This window comes from Chryseobacterium sp. (assembly GCF_022712095.1).
Lineage (GTDB): Bacteria > Bacteroidota > Bacteroidia > Flavobacteriales > Weeksellaceae > Chryseobacterium.
This window is the reverse complement of the sequence record NZ_JALAHD010000174.1, coordinates 1-18,567: the sequence shown is the minus strand read 5'-3', so window position 1 is coordinate 18,567 and position 18,567 is coordinate 1. Positions and strand designations below refer to the sequence as shown.

The following is an 18,567-nucleotide window of genomic DNA, read 5'->3' as shown; positions in this document are numbered from 1 at the left end:
ATTGATAAGCTCAATAACAATATAAGAAGGAGTACTGTTTTATATTTGCAAAAAGTATCTATAGACTTGAGGTTGGAACTAGAGAAATAATATATAAAAGGCCAAAGAAAAGATTTACCTACAATCCAATCAGCCCATTTTAAAACGGTTCTAAAATGTGCGGTTTATAGTTTCTTATCTTCTTTCTTTTATAATTATTTAATGGCAGATAGATCATAAACGAACACTAAATGAGCTAATCTTAAAATGAGGATTTGGTTCTTAATAACTAGTAATAGTTTATTAATTTATAGGGATTACTACATATTTTTAAGATTAAAGCCATCACCCTTGAAAACACTTATTTATTTGATCAAAACAATTACTTAATAAAAAGTTTGATCAAAATCCATTCAAAGTATCACCTTACTTTATTTCTATCATCCCTTTCTTATCTGCTTATCCCAACATACTCACATATCGAAAAATCATTTATCACAAATCATACATATAAATAATTATTTATCAACTACTTAATCATATATAAATAATTTTTCACTTCTCGCTTATCCTCTCTTTTTTAGACTTACTCCTCAAGATACCTTTGCACACACTCAATAACCCCTTGATTTGTAGTGAGGCATACAATTACCATATTTAGTAAAATATTTCTGTTGTGGATTTCCACAATGACATATACCATTACGTATGCTATAGAATTAGAAAAGAATGGTAAGGATTCATTATCTGTCAAAAGCATCAAGGCCTCTGCTTCTGTTTCTTCTCTTATCTATGTAAGTGATGGAACAATCATTTCCGGGATTGATAATATTACAGTTATTCATAAAAAAAAGAAAAATAGCTTTTCTAATAAAGTAAATAATATACCGAAGGAGGAAAGTCCCAAAAAAGAGATAGAGAAAATTAAAATACAGAAAATAGAACCTCTGGTAAAAATTACCCGTACCCCTTATTCTGATTTCTATTTTTCAAGTCAGTCCTGTCAATCGGTTGCTATTATTTCAGCGCCATCCTATTCAAAACACATATCAGGAATTGTAAAGAATTATTGTATTGCTATTCTTTCTATTTCCCATAAAAAAAATAAGATAGCCTTTTCTCCGGGCAGAAAAGCTATATCACTATTCAGAGGAAATCTCAGAGTAAGGCCTCCCCCAGTTCTTAATCTATTACCATCACAGATTACAGTATGAGAAAATAATATATTAAGAATACATAAAAATGAATAAAAAAATAATTACACTTATGTTTTCGGTATTCGCTACCTCGACGGCATTCGCACAGGTGGGAGTAAATACTGAGACCCCAAACGCAACCCTAGATATTGTAGGTAAGCCTGCTGAAACTTCTATTTCAGATGGTATTATTGCACCAAGAGTAACAGGTGATCAGCTTACAGCAAAAGATGCTATATACGGAACCGGTCAGAACGGAGCTATTGTTTATGTAACTGAAATTCCTACAGCTACTTCCCCAAAAACATCCGAAGTCACCAAAGCAGGATACTATTTCTATGATGCTATTGCCAATATGTGGAAATTGTGGGTAACTTCTGATCAGCTTACTAATATGATCACAGAACTTCCTACTGAACCTTGGAATAATGTTCTGACTCAAGCCTCCGCAGATGCCAACAATCAGGATGTATATCAGATGGGGAAAGTGGGCATCAATACCAAAGCACCGGATGCATCTGCACAATTGGATGTATATTCTGGGGATAAAGGATTCTTAGTACCTAGATTATCAAAAGTACAAAGAGATGCTATCGCTAATCCTGCACAATCTTTATTGATCTGGAACACAGATGAAGCATGTTTTAACTTCTGGAAATCAGATAAATGGAAATCCATGTGTGGAGATGCCGGACAAGCTGTTTTGAAAATTACAGCTGCTGATTGTGCTGCAGGTACAGTAAACGGGACCTATCAGGAAGGAACTTCTGTAAACTCAGGAAACTATATCAGCATCACAGTACAGGTAATTGAGCCTGGTACTTATCAGATCAGCGGAGATAGTGGAAATGGATTCTTTTTCCAGACAAGCGGTACTTTTGCTACCGCAGGAACTTATACGCTTAATATTGCTGCTGTAGGAACTCCAACAGCTGCCGGCACCTTCAATGTCCCTCTTACTGTAAACGGAGAACCGTTCAATCCTGGTTGTACAAAGCAAGTAACGGTAGATCCTGCTGAGCAAAAATTCGAATTTGATCCTTCATATTGTGGTACCAATGCTTATTCTGATGCTCTTCAGCAAGGTGTATCTACAGTAGGTAAAACTATCAAGATTAAAGTAAATGTTGTTAATCCTGGAGTATTCAGTTTTGAAACGAATACAGTATACGGTGTTAAATATACAGCAAGCAATCTTAACCTTACAGCAGGAAGTCATGTAGTAACTCTTACTTCTAACGGAAATGCTCCTACAGGTTCTGGAAATAATACTCCGTTCTCTATTTCCGGTACTGGTATGTCCGGTATTGCTTGTGAAGTATTAGTGAATATTGCTCCTGCAGCAACTGACTTTACGATGTCTTGTGGTGGTGCTACAATACAAGGTACTTATTACTCAGGTATTGCAACAACAGGTGCAAATACTATGACTATTCCTGTTACAGTAAGCCAGGCTGGTCCTTGGACAGCTTCTACCAATACAGTAAATGGTATCAGCTTCTCTGGTAGTGGAACTTTTGCAGGTTCAGGTACTTATAATATGGTACTTTATGCAACAGGAACTCCTACAAGTGGTGGAACTAATGCATATACTATTACAACCAGCGCTGCAACTACAGCAACTTGTAATGTAAATGTTACTACTGTTTATAAGAAAAAATCTATCCTTATTGTAAGTGGTATGGGATGTCAGGGTTGTGTGGTAAGTGCATTGAACAACACTGCTAACTTCGGTCCTAATGGTAAAGTTCCGATTGAAGGATATACTATACAACAAGTAGGTAACCAAAGTGCTACATCATTACAAAACTTAATCAATAACAATGGTGTGGAAATTATCATCGCTGGTTGGGATGCTGACTGGAGTGCTGATGCGGCAGCTGTAATCGCTGACTTTATCAAGAATAAGAAAGGATTCTACTTCCAGGTATCTTCCCAGGATCAGAATGACAATGCCAACTATATGCTTAATCCATTAAACTGGGCATACGGGGCTTCTTTAGCATGGAATGCAAACGGAGATGACTATGCTATACGTGCTGCTAAACTTTCTACAGCAGACAATCCATATCTGAATGGTCCATTTGGTGATGCAAGAGGAATGTTCTATGTAGCCGATGACAATGCTTCTTGGCTAGGATTCAATCCTTCAACTCTTCCTGCTAACTTCGGTGGATTAGTACAGTTACCTGCTAACGGAGGGCAAAATGAAAGAACTACTTTAGCTTATGCACCTGGATTCTTCATGTTCCCAGACTGGGGTACTACCTTAGGAAACAACTGGAATGGTACATACGCTCCAATTGGATTCTCTACTGGAAACTTTACTTCAGGTTCAATGTATAACGGTACATCTATCGTAACAGCTAATGTACCTACCGGACAGGGTGCTGACTGGGTATTATTCGGTAATGCAATGTCAGTTGCAATTGACTATGTAGAGAAAAACATTAACAAAACTTATCAAGTAGATACTAACTATGCCAACTAAAATTAAAATAGTTATCTAAATATTATAAGTTAATTTCTGGGCGGGACTTTTAAAGTCTCGTCCTTTTTTAATAGGACATAAATAAAATGATATAAAAACACTATGATTATGACGAAGAATTATGAGTATTTGATTGGAAAGTCTAAAAATGAAGTCCTTAAAGAACTTGGCGATGAATTCAATTTTTTTCCGGATGAAATCTGGACTTACCGTTTGAAAACAAGGTGGTGGAAAAAAGATAGAACCTTATTCCTTTTTTTTCAGCGTAATACTGTCAATAAAATTGAAATAAAATGAGGAAAAAATAAGGTCAATACCTTTTTTTAGAGTGGCTCTTTTTTTATAACTTTACTCTAAAATTTAGGCTTTTGGCAAATCTTTACAAAAAAGACGCTCCCTTCCAGGTTTATATTTCATTCAAAAAATATCTGGATGTGTTGGAGCATATCCGATATAATGACAGGTTGGAATATAGAGTAAACTATGCTGAATCTCTCATTGAAAAAACCAGAAATTTTCAGGAGCTAAAGGATGGATTTGAAGATATCTCCTTACTGGAGAAATATGCTGATCTTATCCAGCTCTTACTGGCAGACTTATTCCCAACTGGCCTAACCCATAATGAAATAAAAGCGGCAAGTATACCCTTGTCAAATATTACATTCAATTATACAGAAAGGTTCAAAAATATATTAAAGGATGCAGGAAAGGATTTTAAAATAGAGCTCCGGAATATCAGTGATGACGAGTTTTATGTTTTTTGCTGCTGCCTGATTGTTCAGACCTATTTCAAGAAAGATATCAAAGGGAATATTCCTTTATATTATGACATCCCGAATAAAGAAGGGATTATGAAGCACTACAAAATAACAGTCAATTCAGATTTCACGGAAGTCTATCCCGCTCAGGGAACTAAAATTCCTTCGGAAAAGACCATCGACATGTTATTGGAAAACCTGGATGATTTTACACTCTGGAAAAAGCATTTTCCTTCCCAGGCTTGGATAATGAGTGGTTTTACCATTATTTCTCTGGTAGACTGCACTTCGGAAGTAGCTCTATCCGATCTGAAATCCAGTATGATCAAAATAGATATGGAAAACCCTTCTCCCGATGCGAACCTGAAGGAAATATTCAAATCCTACTTTGATGTTCCCGACCTGAATTTCGGGCTTATGCTTTTCAATAAAAAAGATAAAAAGCTGGAAAAAGTTCCTATCTACGAAAACATTTTTTCCAATCATATTTTAAACTTCTGGATCAATACGCTGGATGAGGAAATCCGTAAGACAACTTTTGATAACCTTAACTATAACCCCAAACCTATAGTAGTTTCCAATACGAATCATTTAGATGAGGAAATTAAAAAGCATCCTTCTTTCTCTACCCTGAAAGAAAACAATATCAATAGTTTTATGGTAATTCCTATCATGAAAGACAATGAACTTCTGGCCATTATGGAATTTACTTCATCCCAAATAAACAGCCTGAACGGATTAAAGCTTAAGAAACTGGAATTCCTGACTGATATGATCCTGTTCTCCTTAATGAGATTCAACATAGAAAAAAATAATCAGCTTGAGGCTATCATTCAGAGGGAATATACGTCAATCCATGATAGTGTGGGATGGAAATTTAGGAAAGAAGCTGAGAAATATTTTAATGCCAATCTATCCAAGAAGATTTATAGCTTAGGACAGATTACGTTTAAAAATCTTACACCTTTATTTGGATTTTCAGATATAAGATCATCTTCCGAAAAAAGATTTTACCTCATGCTGGAAGATCTTAATCAGCAGATTGACTGCCTTTATGATATCCTTTCTCTTACAAATTCCAATTCGGAAAAGTACATTCTTGCACTGGATATCTTTAAAGCCGAACTTCAAAAAGATATAAAAGCCGATACTGAACAACGATTCCAGCGCCTTCTAAGAGATGATATCCACCCTTTTTTAAATGAAAAACTAAATTCAAAAACCGCTAAGAAAGTTAAAGATAAGATCAGGAATTATTTTAACAGGATATTTACTCAAAATGATCTTTTTTACAGTGAAAGAAAAAAACTGGATGATTCCATAACCCTTACCAATAGAAAGCTTGCCGATCTTTTAGATGAAAGCCAGCTCAAGGCTCAGGAAATTTTCCCTCATTATTTTGAAAGATTTAAATCTGATGGTGTAGAGCATAACCTATATGTAGGACAATCTATTGCTCCCGAACTTCATTATACCAAAAAAATTATTCATGAGCTAAGATTCTGGCAGCTTGAAACTGTCTGTATGATGGAGCAGGAATTCCAGAGTTTCAAACCTAACCTGTCTATTCCATTAGAAATCGCTTCTCTCATTTTCGTTTATAATGAGTTTATCAATATACGTTTCCGAATGGATGAAAAACGTTTCGATATAGATGGTGCTTATAATTCTTATTATGAAATTATTAAAAAAAGAATAGACAAAGCCCATATCAAAAATTCATCAGAAAGACTGACCATTCCAGGAAAAATTGCCATTGTATATTTTGGAGAAGATGAGCAGAAGGAATATCTTAAATATATTAAAAATCTTCAGAAAAAAAATATCCTTGAATCTGACATTGAATTTATAGAAGTAGAAGATCTGCAAGGGGTTACTGGGCTTCTTGCCATGAGGGTTTCACTCATAAAAGTTTAATCTATACAATAAGAATCTGAAACTTTATATTCTCTTTGCGGGATATCAGCCTGTTCAAAAATTGAAAATTCAATAGTCTTACAGATGTTATTAAGGGCAAGATCATTTTCTTCTTCACCGAAAGGATCTCCGATCTCCTGTATGATTGCATCAAGAGCTATAAAAGTATAACTGATGAGCAAAACAATTAAAGGCATCATCCACCCGAGGCTGTCAACCAATCCAAAAGGCAGCCAGAAGCAATAAAGATAAACAGTCCGGTGCATTAAAAGACTATAAGCAAATGGTAACGGGGTATTATGAATTCTTTCGCATCCGCCGGTAATATTGGAAAACTGATTAAGCTGATGATCCATTGAACTTAATATAATCGTATCTACATTTCCTTCTTTATTCTGTTTATTCAGCCACTTTCCTATCAGATCTAAAATGGCGACCGGAATGATTTTTTTATCTTTTACCTCCTCAAACTGTTCAGAAGAAAGTAATCGAGAAAGGTGCTCTCTTCCGTCTTTTTCTCTTAATTGATAATTAAGGGACCAACAAAAGGCTGAAATCATTTTCACAATTTCTTTCTTATCGTTTTTTGCTTCAAAAGACGGCTCCCTAACAAGGGTAAGAATCTGTCTCGTTAATGATCTTGTCTCAATGACCAGCAATCCCCAAAGCTTCCTTCCTTCCCAATACCTGTCATAACTGGCCGAATTACAGAAACCCATAAAAATAGCCAGTGCAAGACCAATTAATGTAAAGATTGTAGGATTAAGAGTCACTTTGTAGTCATAGATTCTTCCATTAAAAAATAATACGACTAATGAAAATAGGGTGATTACAAATAATTGAAAAATTATCTTCTTTAACACAGATCCTTTCCAGATAAATAGCATTTTCAGCCAACCAACACGCTGTCTTACAATCATTTTCTAAAACAACATGGGATTAAAGTGTTAAGAATGCATACGCAAAAGAAAATACTGAAATAATAATCCCCGCCATAAATATTTTATAGGTAATCGATAAGAGCTTATACTTACGGTCCAATACTTTCCCCAGGTAATACAAGTCCCTGATCATAGAATCATAAATATAATCTCTGTCACGGATAAGTCCTTTCATCGCATCCATATACTCATCATAATACATCCTGTTGAAATTCCCAAAGAACAGAAGGTTCACTTTTCTGTCAGCAACATCTTGGAGTGTAAATTTTGATTTAGTCACATTAGGCTTTGTAGAAAGAATTGCAAAAATAATAGTAAGAACACTTGATAGCAACAATATAAAACTCGGAATAATAAGATGTGAGTTTTTAGGTGTATCCAGTTTCGGTACTAAAACGGAAAGACAGACCGAAATAATAATAGCATTTACTGATAACAGAATATTTGCCTTACTGTCAGCAATATCACTTAATCTTGTATGATTATTTAAGGTGACACGGAATAACGTATCAACACTTCTGTCTGACTTCGGATCTTTTTTATTACTATCTGCAGGCTCTTTTTTATCTCCTTCCTTTTCCAACTTTTTCTCAATTTTTTTAATGTTCTTCTTTTTGATAGGTTCCCAGTTCTCCCTGGCATACTGAGTATAAAACTGATGCTTATTCTTCAGTAATTTTAAATTTCCTTCATTCCACTCTTCATTAGTAAAACACCGGACTTTTGTCAGCTCCCATTCTTTCCTCAGCGAATCTGAAATATCATTATAATCGTGGCTTGCAAAATGACTGCAATCTGCATCCTTTACAATTTTTTCCAGAAGGTTTTGGGGCTCATAAGTTACTTTAGTAGCAAGAATGAGACGGGAGACTTCTTCAATATACTCTTCAGAAAAATTTTCCTTGTTCAGAAATTCCCTGAGGATTTCCACCCCTTTTTCTTCATGATCTACCGGACTTACAATATATCCTGTGTCATGAAACCAAAGGGCAAGTAAAACTTTCTCCTTATCTTCGTCTGATACAGGAGTATGGATCATAATCTCCTCTGCCTTATTTACCGTAAAAGTAGTATGAATGAAATTATGATAAAAATATACAGAAGATAACTTATCTTTGAATAAGCTTTCAACATAATCTTTAGCTTTGTGTAGAATACTCATTCCCTAAATTTTGTTAATGTAAATGTATGAATTTATCCTTTAAATCGTATCTGAAAAAAAATTTCACCTCCCTTAAATTCTTTTTATTGGCAGGAGTTTTAACCTCTTGTGCTACCTATAACGTAAAAAAAGGAAAAAATTTACAGGAGATTCAAAATGTAGGACTACAGCCCGAAAATGATTTCAAAATATTTCTTATCGGAGATGCAGGAAATGCCGACGAAATTCAATCCCGGCAAACTCTGAATTTTTTAAAAACCAAATTGGATTCAGCCGATAAGAATTCAATGCTTATATTCCTCGGGGATAACATTTATCCTTCGGGAATGCCTAAAGAAAACAATAAAAATTACGCTGAAGCAAAAGAAAAACTGGATAATCAACTCCTTATTACTCGAAACTTTAAAGGGAAAACACTTGTTATCCCGGGAAACCATGACTGGTACCACGGGCTGGACGGATTAAAAGCCCAGGAAAATTATGTAAAAACACATCTCGATGATAAAAAATCATTCCTTCCTAAAAACTCTTGTCCTATTGACGACGTCAACCTGACTGATAATATCAAACTCATCATAATCGATACTGAATGGGCCCTGGTTAATTGGGACAGATTTCCCGGAATCAATAAAGGCTGTAATATAAAGACCAGAGAAGATTTTTTTACAGAATTTAAAGACCTTATCAATAAAAATCAAAATAAAAGAATTATTGTTGCCCTTCACCATCCTGTTATAAGCACAGGATTACATGCTGGTTACACATCGGCAAAATCCCATCTCTACCCTTTGAAGAGTAAAGTTCCTTTTCCTGTGGGAGCCACTGTTCTTAATATTCTCAGAAGCTCATCAGGAGCAAGCCTTGAAGATCTGAATAATCAACATTATTCAACTTTGGCCAACAGATTAAAAAGTATCGTACAGGATAAGGACAATGTGATCTTTGTATCAGGCCATGACCATAGTCTGCAATACCATGTTGATAGAAATATCAGGCAGATCATCAGTGGAGCAGGCTCCAAGACAGATCCGGCAACTATTGCTGAGAAAACAGATTTTTCTTATGGAGGAAGCGGTTTTGCTGTTCTCAACTTAAGGAAAGACCAAAGCTCGGATGTGGAATTTTTCTCTACAAAAGATAATACATTACAAAAGCTTACTCATATAACGGTAGATCCTAAACCTAAAGATTTTGTGAATAATTACCCTAATACATTGCCGGAGACATTCACTTCCTCTGTATACCCTCCAAAGCTTACCAAAAAAAGTAAAACTTACAGATGGCTTTTCGGGGAACATTACAGAAAATACTACGGAATTCCCATCAAAGCACCTATTGCCAATCTTTCAGAACTGAACGGAGGATTTATTCCTTTCCGGGAAGGAGGCGGAAATCAATCTGTAAGTCTAAGATTAAAAGCCAATGATGGTCAGGAATTCGTAATGAGAGGAGTTAAGAAAAGTGCCATACGCTTTCTAAACAATATGGCCTTTAATAAAAGTACGCTAGGAAATGAACTTAAAGAAACTTTCCCTGAGAAATTTCTTTTAGATTTTTATACCACCAGCCATCCTTTCACTCCTTTTTCGGTAGGAAATATGGCAGATAAACTTAATATTTATCATAGCAACCCCAGGCTTTATTATATCCCGAAACAATATGCATTAGACAGATATAATATAGATTACGGGGATGAGATGTATATGATTGAAGAACGCTTTTCTTCAGATCCTAAAACATTAGCCTCACTCGATAATGCCAATGATATTATTTCAACAGATGACCTTTTAAAAAACCTTACCAAAAATTATAAATATTCTGTTGATAAGGAGTCTTACATAAGAGCACGGTTATTTGATATGCTGATCGGCGACTGGGATAGACATTCTGACCAATGGAAATGGGCTGAATATAAAGAAGGAGATAAAATAATTTATAAGCCTATACCAAGAGACAGGGATCAGGCATTCAGTAAATATGATGGTGCTGCATTCAAGATTATCATGAATATTCCAGCCATCCGTCACATGAAAAGCTTTAAGGAAGATATCAAAAATATAAAGTGGATGAATATGGAGCCTTACCCTCTTGATCTGATATTTCTGAAAGGCTCTGAAGAACAGGAATGGATTACACAGGCCCAATATATAAGGAAGAACCTCACAGATTCTGATATAGACCATGCTTTTGATAATCTGCCGGAAGAAGTAAAGGATGAAACGATTGCAGACATTCAGAGAAAGCTTAAACTAAGAAGAGATAAACTTGAGATATATGCCACTCAATATTATGATGTTCTCCAGGAAAAAGTTTCTTTAGCCGGAACCGTAAATCCTGATAAATTTGTAATTACCAAAAACGGAAATACGGTAGAAGTCAAACAATATAAACTTGATAAAAACAAACAGAATCCTGAGCTGGTTTTCCAAAAAACCTATACCGATAAAAAAACTAAGGAACTCTGGATATATGGTCTGGAAGACGATGACTTTTATGAAGTTACCGGCACCGGAAGACCAAAAATCACTATTCGTCTGATTGGAGGTTTCAATCATGACACTTATAACGTTTCTAATGGCAGCAAGGTGAAAATCTATGATTTCAAATCCCAGAAAAACACCTATAATGCAGGTACTGCTACCATGAATATTTCAAATGATTATAATATTAACACCTATAATTATGAGCATCCGAAATACAGCTATATAGCAGGCTATCCAAACCTTGATTACAATCCTGATGACGGAGTGATTATCGGTGCTTTAGTCAATTATACTGTTAATAACTTTATCCGGGATCCCTATACTCAAAAACATAGCCTAAGAGCTAATTTTTATACAGTAACAGGAGGATTCAATTTATCTTATAAAGGTATTTTCAAAAAAGCGATTGCAGGATGGGATTTCGGAATTGATGCGCTTTACACGACTCCCCGATTCTCTGAAAATTTCTTTGGACTATCTAATGAAAGTGAATATGATAAGCAGGATACTCCCCGAAAATACAACAGAGCAAGAATATCAAAAATTCATTTTGCCCCGTCTATTTCCAAAAAGAGCTGGCTTAATCTTAATCATCAGTTTCAGCTTACTTTTGAGAATAATAAAGTTCAGAGTAAAGCTAATCGATTCGTCAACGAATCTCCTGACGTTAATTCCAGGGTTTTTAGTGATCAGCTATTTGCAGGAGCCAATTACACATTCAGTTATAAAAACCTGAACAATAATGCTTTTCCTACTTTAGGAATGGAATTTTTAGTCAATGCCGACTGGAAAACCAATTTATCCAATTCCAATCAGAATTTTCTGATCTTAACCGGAAACCTGGCCATTCATCACAGAATAGATCAACAGGGGAATTTTGTATTTGCCAACTCCAGTAATGTGATGTGGATCAATAATAACAATTTTGAATTTTATCAGGCGGCAAGCCTGGGAGGAAACAGTGGACTGAGAGCTTTCAGAAACGATAGATTTTCGGGTAAATCATACTTCGTGAATAATTCTGAAATACGTTGGGATTTTGGAAGAATAAGAAACGGAATTGCCCCTGCTAATCTCGGAATTTTAGTAGGCTACGATCTGGGAAGAGTGTGGAACGACAACGAAACCTCTAATAAATGGCACCAGTCAGCAGGGGTCGGTTTTTGGCTAAGTGTCGTTGAAATGTTCTCTGCAAGATTAAATTATTTCTACGGATCTGATGGCGGAAGAGTTTCTGCTGGTGTGGGAATGACTTTTTAGGATTGAGTATCCTTCGAAACTCTCCCGGTACCCTGAGACTCTCGAAAGATACCGGAATAACCGGCAGTTCTGTTCACAAGAACTTCTACCATACCGGATTCAGAATGGACGCTAAAATAAACAACAAAAACCTCCTAGTGAATTAAAGAGAAACAAATAGTAGCCTGAGGCTCTCGAAGGCTATGGAATAAAATACCTTATATCCTTCGAGAATATCTCAATATCTCGTTTAAAGCGAAAACGTATACACCTTTCCCCCATCTTTCTTCTCTTTCTCATCAGCAATCAACAATGTATGATCATTCAAAAATACAATTCCTTCTTTCTGAGAATTATGATTAAAAGGTATTTTTTCTATTTGTGTAGAATTAAAATTATCCGGAGTAAATCCTGAAAGCACATGTACATTCTTATGAGTTAGTAATACAATTTTATTGTTTGTACTGTTGATACTCGCTGAAGTAATAGCTGCATCATCATATCCTCCATCCAGCTTTAGCTTTCCAATCAGTTTTGCTTCAAAATTTCCTTCCTTATTAGGGACTTTAAAAACTAAGAAGGTTCCATCAAACCCCTTACTTCTGTTCTTAGTAAACAAATAGAAATTTCCGTCCATTTCTACAAAAGCCTCACAGTCATATAACCATTCAGACTTTTTAGGAGGAAACTCCGTTTGTCCCTGGTAGCTAAACTTGGTAGTCTGAACTACCTTAGTAGTAACCTGATCAGTGGAAGTAAGATCTAATTTTAAAATTGCAAGATCCTGCCGGTCATTATTATTATTCCCAAAATTTCCGATATAAATATTTCCCGATCTGTCACTGATAATATCTTCCCAATCCGTGTTTTCAGCATTCTCAACTGCAATTTCTGATTCAAGCTGACCTTCTCTGCTTAAGCCATATACTACATTTTTATTTCCATGATCCTCAATTGTCCAGATCGTTTTCTGATCTTTAGACAGTGCTAACCCGGAAACTTCCTTCAGTTTTTTAGGTAGAGAAAACTCTACTATAAGTTCATTTTTATGATATGAGTCTTGTGCTTTGGGATTGCAGCTCCACAAAACAAATATTAACAAAACAAAAATTCGCATAGATCTATTTTTTTAATTTTCTAATTCGGAAATAAGAATATCTTATATTTTTTTCCACATTATTGATTATCTTCTGATGGTATAAGAAAAAGCCTGTAGCCAATCCTATTAAACTCCCAATAACTGTATCCAGTAACCTTGCCTCCATTAATGCTGTAATATCATGGGGGACTTCACTACCGGCTTCAGCCAAAAGAATAGTTAAGGGAGTAATAAATACCACAGCAAAACCATAGTTTCTTACAATCAGCATTTCAATGATAAATTGTAAGATAGTGATTATAAGAATCAGCTCAATTGCTTGAGAAAGAAACAAAAGAATAATCCACGTCAATCCCACTCCAATAAATGTTCCTAAAATTCTATGTGTATTCCGTTGTCTTACATGTTCAAAATTTCTCCCCTGAATTACACCCACCGCAGCAATAGATATCCAGTAAGTATTTTGAAATTTAAGCAAATGTCCTATTACCAACGTAAGCATCATAAAGAAACCAATAATAGTACTTTCCACTCCTCTGGCATACTGTTCCTTATTAAAACTTCTTCTTGGTGGGGAAGTTATAGCTGTTTTTGCTATAAATAAAGAATATAAAAATGCTAAAGTACATGACAAACTGGCTCCCATAGCAACCAGTCCTACCCTCGTTGGTATCATCTCCAAATCAAAATGGAAATTAGTTGCCATAGAGGCCGACATAATAAAAAAGAAATTTCCGGGAGGCGGTATTTTAAAATATGATGTTACAAAATGAGCTAAAAATGAAACAAATCCAAAAGAAAGAATTGCAAAATAAATATTAAAACTAAAAAAGAGACATACGGAAAAAGAAAAGACCATTCCAAAAGCACAAACCGCAAGATGAATCATTCGCTGCGCAATAGGCGCTAAAGTAAAATACAAAATAGTTAAAGCACCTACACTGGCCTGACTGCCATAATGAGGTTTTCCCAATAGCCACCCGATCAGCAGACAGCTTCCTATACATAATGCAGCTAAAACAGGAAAATGCCATTTCCTTTCTGTTTCTTTCATTTCAATCAGATACTGAAAATGATGACGAGTGGGATTTTTAACCTTCATATACCTTTACCTTAATTTTTTAGCTTCCTCCCATAAAATGTCCATTTCCTCCAAAGACATATCTGCCAGATTAAGATTTCGTTCCTGAGCTAACACTTCCATCTTCTGAAATCTGGAAATGAACTTTAAATTTGTTCTTTCCAAAGCGGAATCGGGATTGATTCCAGATATTCTGGCATAATTAATCAGCGAGAAAAACACATCTCCCAACTCCTGTTCTTTTTTATCCAGATCTGTTTCTGCATGAAATTCTTCCAATTCTTCATCTACCTTTTTCCAGGCATCCTCTGCATCATGAAACTCAAAACCTATTCCTTTTACCTTATCCTGAATTCTATAGGCCTTTACCATACTGGGAAGGCTTTTGGGAACTCCTCCTAGGATAGATGTATTTCCTTCTTTCAGTTTCAGTTTTTCCCAGTTCTTCTTAACCTCTTCCTCGTCTTTCACTTCAGTATCTCCGTAGATATGAGGATGACGGAAAATAAGTTTCTCATTCAATGAATTGATCACATCCGCTATATCAAAGCTTCCCTTTTCAGAGCCTATCTTTGAATAAAATACTAAATGAAGCAGCACATCCCCTAACTCCTTTTTTATTTCAAGAAGGTCCTCCTGTAAAATAGCATCTGAAAGTTCATAAGTCTCTTCAAGGGTAAGGTGGCGAAGGCTTTGGAAAGTCTGTTTTTGATCCCAAGGGCATTTTTCACGCAGATCATCCATAATATCAAGTAATTTTCCAAACGCTTCTAATTTTTTTTCCTTAGTATTCATAGATAAGAATTCATGTTTATACAAATTTAAGAGTATTTTTCCTGATAAAAAGAAAAAACCTTGTTGAGCAATCCCAACAAGGCTTATATTGTATTAATTCGTTATTAAATTATCCTTTCTTTGTATGTGTACTTTTAGGAGCTGATTTAGCTGCTGAAGTAGCTTTTACTTTTGGGGCTGCAGGCTTTTCAGCTTTCGGAGCCGCTTTTTTAGGCGCTGGAGCCTCAGTAGTTTCCTCCTGTACAGGATCTAACGTTTCAGGCTCCGCTTTTACAAAACTCTCAGGAGTGATGTATCCTGCTTTATGTAAAATATTATACCACTGAGCTAATTTTTTAATATCGGAGGTATATACTCTTTCCGTATCATAATTAGGAAGAGCTTTAGCCATAAAATCCTTTAATTCCGCGTCAGCAGATTTATGGGAAATAGTTTCCTTATAATCATGGGTTTTAGCAATATTTTCAAAAACTTCAAACAAAGGAACTTCTTTATCAAATGTAAACATTGCGATGTTGTCTAATAAGCTAACCTGGCTTGAGTTTCCAATACTTACCTTCTTTTTAGTCGTAACATCTTCAATAATAAATCCGTTTCTTAATTGTGAAACTAATTTATAAAGCCCTGGCTTTCCGGAAATTGAAATTATTTTTTCTAACAGCATAATTTTATTTTTTTTAAGTGTAACAAAGCTGGGTACTTTGTTGTTTAATATTTTTCTTTTTGTTTTTACTACTTGGGAAATCTCATTTTATAATTGATGCTTACATCACCATGAGAAATTTTAACTAATTTTCCTTTTACTAATTTCTTCTTTAAAGCACTCAGATGGTCTGTGAACAAAATTCCTTCAATATGATCATACTCATGCTGAATTACGCGGGCTCTAATATCGGAAAAAGTTTCTTTATGCTTAACAAAATTTTCGTCATAATATTCTATAACGATAGTTCCTTTTCTCTTAACATCCTCACGCACATCAGGAATAGAAAGGCAGCCTTCGTTAAATTTCCATTCTTCCCCTGATTCTTCAAGAATCTGAGCATTGATGAAAACTTTTTTAAAATCCTTCAGGTCGTCTTTAATATCTTCATAATCCTCATCTTCAGCCAAAGGAGTTACATCCACTACAAACAGGCGGATGTCCAATCCTATTTGCGGAGCCGCCAACCCAATACCATTCGCACTGTACATCGTGTCAAACATATTGTCTATCAATTCTTGTAAATCGGGATAATCTTTATCTATATCTTTGCCTACTTTTCTTAAAATAGGATCCCCAAAGGCTCTTATTGGTAGAATCATCTTTTCTTTTGTTCTAAAAAATTCTGCAAAATTATGGTTGCACTTACTTTATCTATTAGTCCTTTTTCCTGTCTTTGTTTTTTACTTTTCCCACTTTGAGAAATAAAAAACGAAGCCATTTTGGATGTAAACCGTTCATCAAAACGTTGCACCTGAATCTTCGGAAACTCTTTCTTGAATTCCTCAATAAATTTCAGGATATCGGTTTCCACCTCCGAAACATTTCCTCTGAGATCTACAGGTAAGCCTATTACTATTTCATCTACCGTATTTTCACTAAAATATTTTTTCAGAAATACTAATATAGATTTAGTATCAACCGTATCCAGACCGCTGGCAATAATCTGCATATCGTCCGTTACAGCAATACCACACCTGGCCTTTCCGTAGTCTATTGCAAGGAGTTGTCCCATAAGTTTGCAAATTTAAGAAATTTTGGTGATTTTATTCTAAACGTAGTTTTTTTTATAAATCATGTTTTATTCCATTATTTTTTTTATAATTTTATTTTTCCTAAAAAACAAATTATGAAGAAACTCATCCTCGTAAGACATGCTAAGAGCGACTGGCCGGAAGAAACGGAGGACTTTGACAGGCCGTTGGCCGACAAAGGTCTGGAAGATGCTATGAATATGTCTGAATATTTAAAAAATAACAATATCCCAATTAATCATTTGGTATCAAGCCCTGCAATAAGAGCTTTAAATACTTGTAAAATTTTTAATCAGACCTATCAAATCGGATATGCTACTGATGAAAAACTTTACCACCCCTCAGAAAATAATTTTCATTCGGTTATTTATAATTTAAGTGATGATCTTAATTCCGTAGCCTTCTTCTCACATAACAATGGGATTTCCAATTTTGCCAATTCTATGTCAGAAGATATTTTTCACTTTCCCACCTGTGGTGTAGCAGGCTTTGAGATAGACTGTGATTCATGGTCGGAATTTGAAGGTTCTGAAAAACGGCTTATTTTCTTCTATGAACCTGACAAGATAAAATAAAAAGCTCCACTATACATTGGAGCTTTTGATCAGCCTTTTCACTACTTGTCCTGGTATTAGTCTTCCGAATTGTCTGAATAGAAAAAATTTATGTTTTCCATTTCATAATATTCCCCGTCGAATTCTTCAAGAAAAGATGAGTCATTAACCACATATAACTTCTCTTCCAGCTTTTTTATTTCTTCTCCCCTCTTTCTGGTCACATTAACTGTAATCAACATTTGTTTTCCGGATACATCAAGCTCTTTCTTGGTAACAGATAAAGCACAGATAAGTATCGGAGGTTTGACCTCTCCTGCTCCAGTGAAAACAGTATATCTATATTTTAAACCCTGCAGATCTTTATTTTCGACCACATTATCTTTCACAATGTTTCCCTCACTATCTTTTGCTTGTGAGGTATAAAAACTTAATCTTTTATTAAAGTAATCAACATCACCCGAAAAATCTATTTCTACAATATACTGCTGTTTACTTATTTCTTCAAATGATGACGGGTCATCTTCATCAAAGTTGACATTCACACAACCCTGAAATAAAAGAGGAAAAATAAAAATCAGACTTATGATTTTAAAAAATTTTGATACATACATAATTTAATGATTGATTTTGTTTGAATTAAAATTTAACATCCACACTCAGGCGAATTGTTCTTCCCGGAACCGGCATAGAGATTACTGAACCTACATCATATTTATAGCGGTTCATTACATTATCAATCCCAATATTGAGTCCTACATTTTTATTATACCTATATTCTCCATACACGTCAATTACAGTATCCTCCGGAATTACCCTGCTTACCCCGATAGCCCCTGTTCCTTTCAACCAATCATCAGGATTTTCTTTAGCACTGTGATATTTCAGCTTTCCTCCCAACAAAAGCTTGTTTTCAATAGCATCAATTCCAATATTGACTATCAGGGATTTTTTTGGAGGTATCCTCATCGGCAAAAGACTCCATGCATATCCCTGCGATGTACATTGATCTACATTATTTCTTTTCGCCAAAAATTTAGAACAAACAGAGGAATCTGTATAAAAGATAGCGGAGCCACTGATGAACCCTTTTCCTTTCAGATTATATTTCGTACTCAACTCCAATCCTTTTAAT

At 35.1% G+C, this 18,567-nt stretch carries 16 protein-coding genes; 6 read left to right on the top strand and 10 right to left on the bottom strand.

The window, feature by feature from the left end; all coding sequences use genetic code 11:
- The first annotated feature begins 668 nt into the window (after positions 1-668).
- The 4 genes from Q0A18_RS08995 (at position 669) to Q0A18_RS08980 (ending at position 6,341) form a co-directional block, all read left to right on the top strand.
- Positions 669-1,193: a hypothetical protein gene (locus Q0A18_RS08995; RefSeq protein ID WP_292009818.1), complete on the top strand. Its 525-nt coding sequence runs from the start codon at positions 669-671 to the stop codon at positions 1,191-1,193.
- Positions 1,194-1,221: 28 nt separating this feature from the next.
- Positions 1,222-3,666, top strand: a complete 2,445-nt coding sequence (locus Q0A18_RS08990; protein WP_292009817.1) for a hypothetical protein — start codon at positions 1,222-1,224, stop codon at positions 3,664-3,666.
- Positions 3,667-3,774: 108 nt separating this feature from the next.
- On the top strand, positions 3,775-3,963 hold the full coding sequence (locus Q0A18_RS08985) for a hypothetical protein (protein WP_292009816.1): 189 nt from the start codon (positions 3,775-3,777) through the stop codon (positions 3,961-3,963).
- A 71-nt stretch (positions 3,964-4,034) separates the two neighbouring features.
- Positions 4,035-6,341, top strand: a complete 2,307-nt coding sequence (locus Q0A18_RS08980) for a GAF domain-containing protein (RefSeq protein ID WP_292009815.1) — start codon at positions 4,035-4,037, stop codon at positions 6,339-6,341.
- Here the strand turns inward: Q0A18_RS08980 and Q0A18_RS08975 are convergent.
- Positions 6,338-7,261, bottom strand: coding sequence for a bestrophin family ion channel (locus Q0A18_RS08975; protein ID WP_292009814.1), 924 nt, complete (start codon positions 7,259-7,261; stop codon positions 6,338-6,340). The two genes, Q0A18_RS08980 and Q0A18_RS08975, sit on opposite strands and share 4 nt — an antisense overlap.
- A 19-nt stretch (positions 7,262-7,280) precedes the next feature.
- On the bottom strand, positions 7,281-8,444 hold the full coding sequence (locus Q0A18_RS08970; RefSeq protein ID WP_292009813.1) for a Pycsar system effector family protein: 1,164 nt from the start codon (positions 8,442-8,444) through the stop codon (positions 7,281-7,283).
- Positions 8,445-8,470: 26 nt separating this feature from the next.
- Between Q0A18_RS08970 and Q0A18_RS08965 the strand changes: the two genes are divergently transcribed.
- A complete protein-coding gene (locus Q0A18_RS08965) occupies positions 8,471-12,187 on the top strand; it encodes a BamA/TamA family outer membrane protein (RefSeq protein ID WP_292009812.1) in 3,717 nt (1,238 codons plus the stop codon).
- A 229-nt stretch (positions 12,188-12,416) separates the two neighbouring features.
- Here the strand turns inward: Q0A18_RS08965 and Q0A18_RS08960 are convergent, their stop codons facing one another.
- From Q0A18_RS08960 to ruvX, 6 genes are all read right to left on the bottom strand, one after another.
- The gene (locus Q0A18_RS08960; protein WP_292009811.1) at positions 12,417-13,283 is read right to left on the bottom strand and encodes a hypothetical protein; all 867 of its coding nucleotides are present in this window, start codon (positions 13,281-13,283) and stop codon (positions 12,417-12,419) included.
- A gap of 4 nt (positions 13,284-13,287) precedes the next feature.
- Positions 13,288-14,367: an FUSC family protein gene (locus tag Q0A18_RS08955; RefSeq protein ID WP_292009810.1), complete on the bottom strand. Its 1,080-nt coding sequence runs from the start codon at positions 14,365-14,367 to the stop codon at positions 13,288-13,290.
- Between the two features lie 6 nt (positions 14,368-14,373).
- Positions 14,374-15,141, bottom strand: coding sequence for a nucleoside triphosphate pyrophosphohydrolase (gene mazG / locus Q0A18_RS08950; RefSeq protein WP_292009809.1), 768 nt, complete (start codon positions 15,139-15,141; stop codon positions 14,374-14,376).
- 109 nt (positions 15,142-15,250) lie between these two features.
- Positions 15,251-15,805: a DUF5606 domain-containing protein gene (locus Q0A18_RS08945; RefSeq protein ID WP_292009808.1), complete on the bottom strand. Its 555-nt coding sequence runs from the start codon at positions 15,803-15,805 to the stop codon at positions 15,251-15,253.
- Positions 15,806-15,873: 68 nt separating this feature from the next.
- Positions 15,874-16,446, bottom strand: a complete 573-nt coding sequence (gene def, locus Q0A18_RS08940) for a peptide deformylase (protein WP_292009807.1) — start codon at positions 16,444-16,446, stop codon at positions 15,874-15,876.
- Positions 16,443-16,859, bottom strand: a complete 417-nt coding sequence (ruvX, locus tag Q0A18_RS08935; protein WP_292009806.1) for a Holliday junction resolvase RuvX — start codon at positions 16,857-16,859, stop codon at positions 16,443-16,445. The genes def and ruvX overlap by 4 nt, the downstream gene beginning before the upstream one ends.
- A gap of 114 nt (positions 16,860-16,973) precedes the next feature.
- Between ruvX and Q0A18_RS08930 the strand changes: the two genes are divergently transcribed.
- Entirely contained in the window at positions 16,974-17,453 is a 480-nt protein-coding gene (locus Q0A18_RS08930) for a histidine phosphatase family protein (protein ID WP_292009805.1), read from the top strand.
- Positions 17,454-17,509: 56 nt separating this feature from the next.
- Here Q0A18_RS08930 and Q0A18_RS08925 read toward each other — a convergent pair whose 3' ends face one another.
- Both Q0A18_RS08925 and Q0A18_RS08920 read right to left on the bottom strand, forming a co-directional pair.
- Positions 17,510-18,046, bottom strand: a complete 537-nt coding sequence (locus Q0A18_RS08925) for a hypothetical protein (protein ID WP_292009804.1) — start codon at positions 18,044-18,046, stop codon at positions 17,510-17,512.
- Between the two features lie 25 nt (positions 18,047-18,071).
- A partial coding sequence (locus tag Q0A18_RS08920; protein ID WP_292009803.1) for a TonB-dependent receptor occupies positions 18,072-18,567 on the bottom strand: 496 nt, incomplete at its 5' end.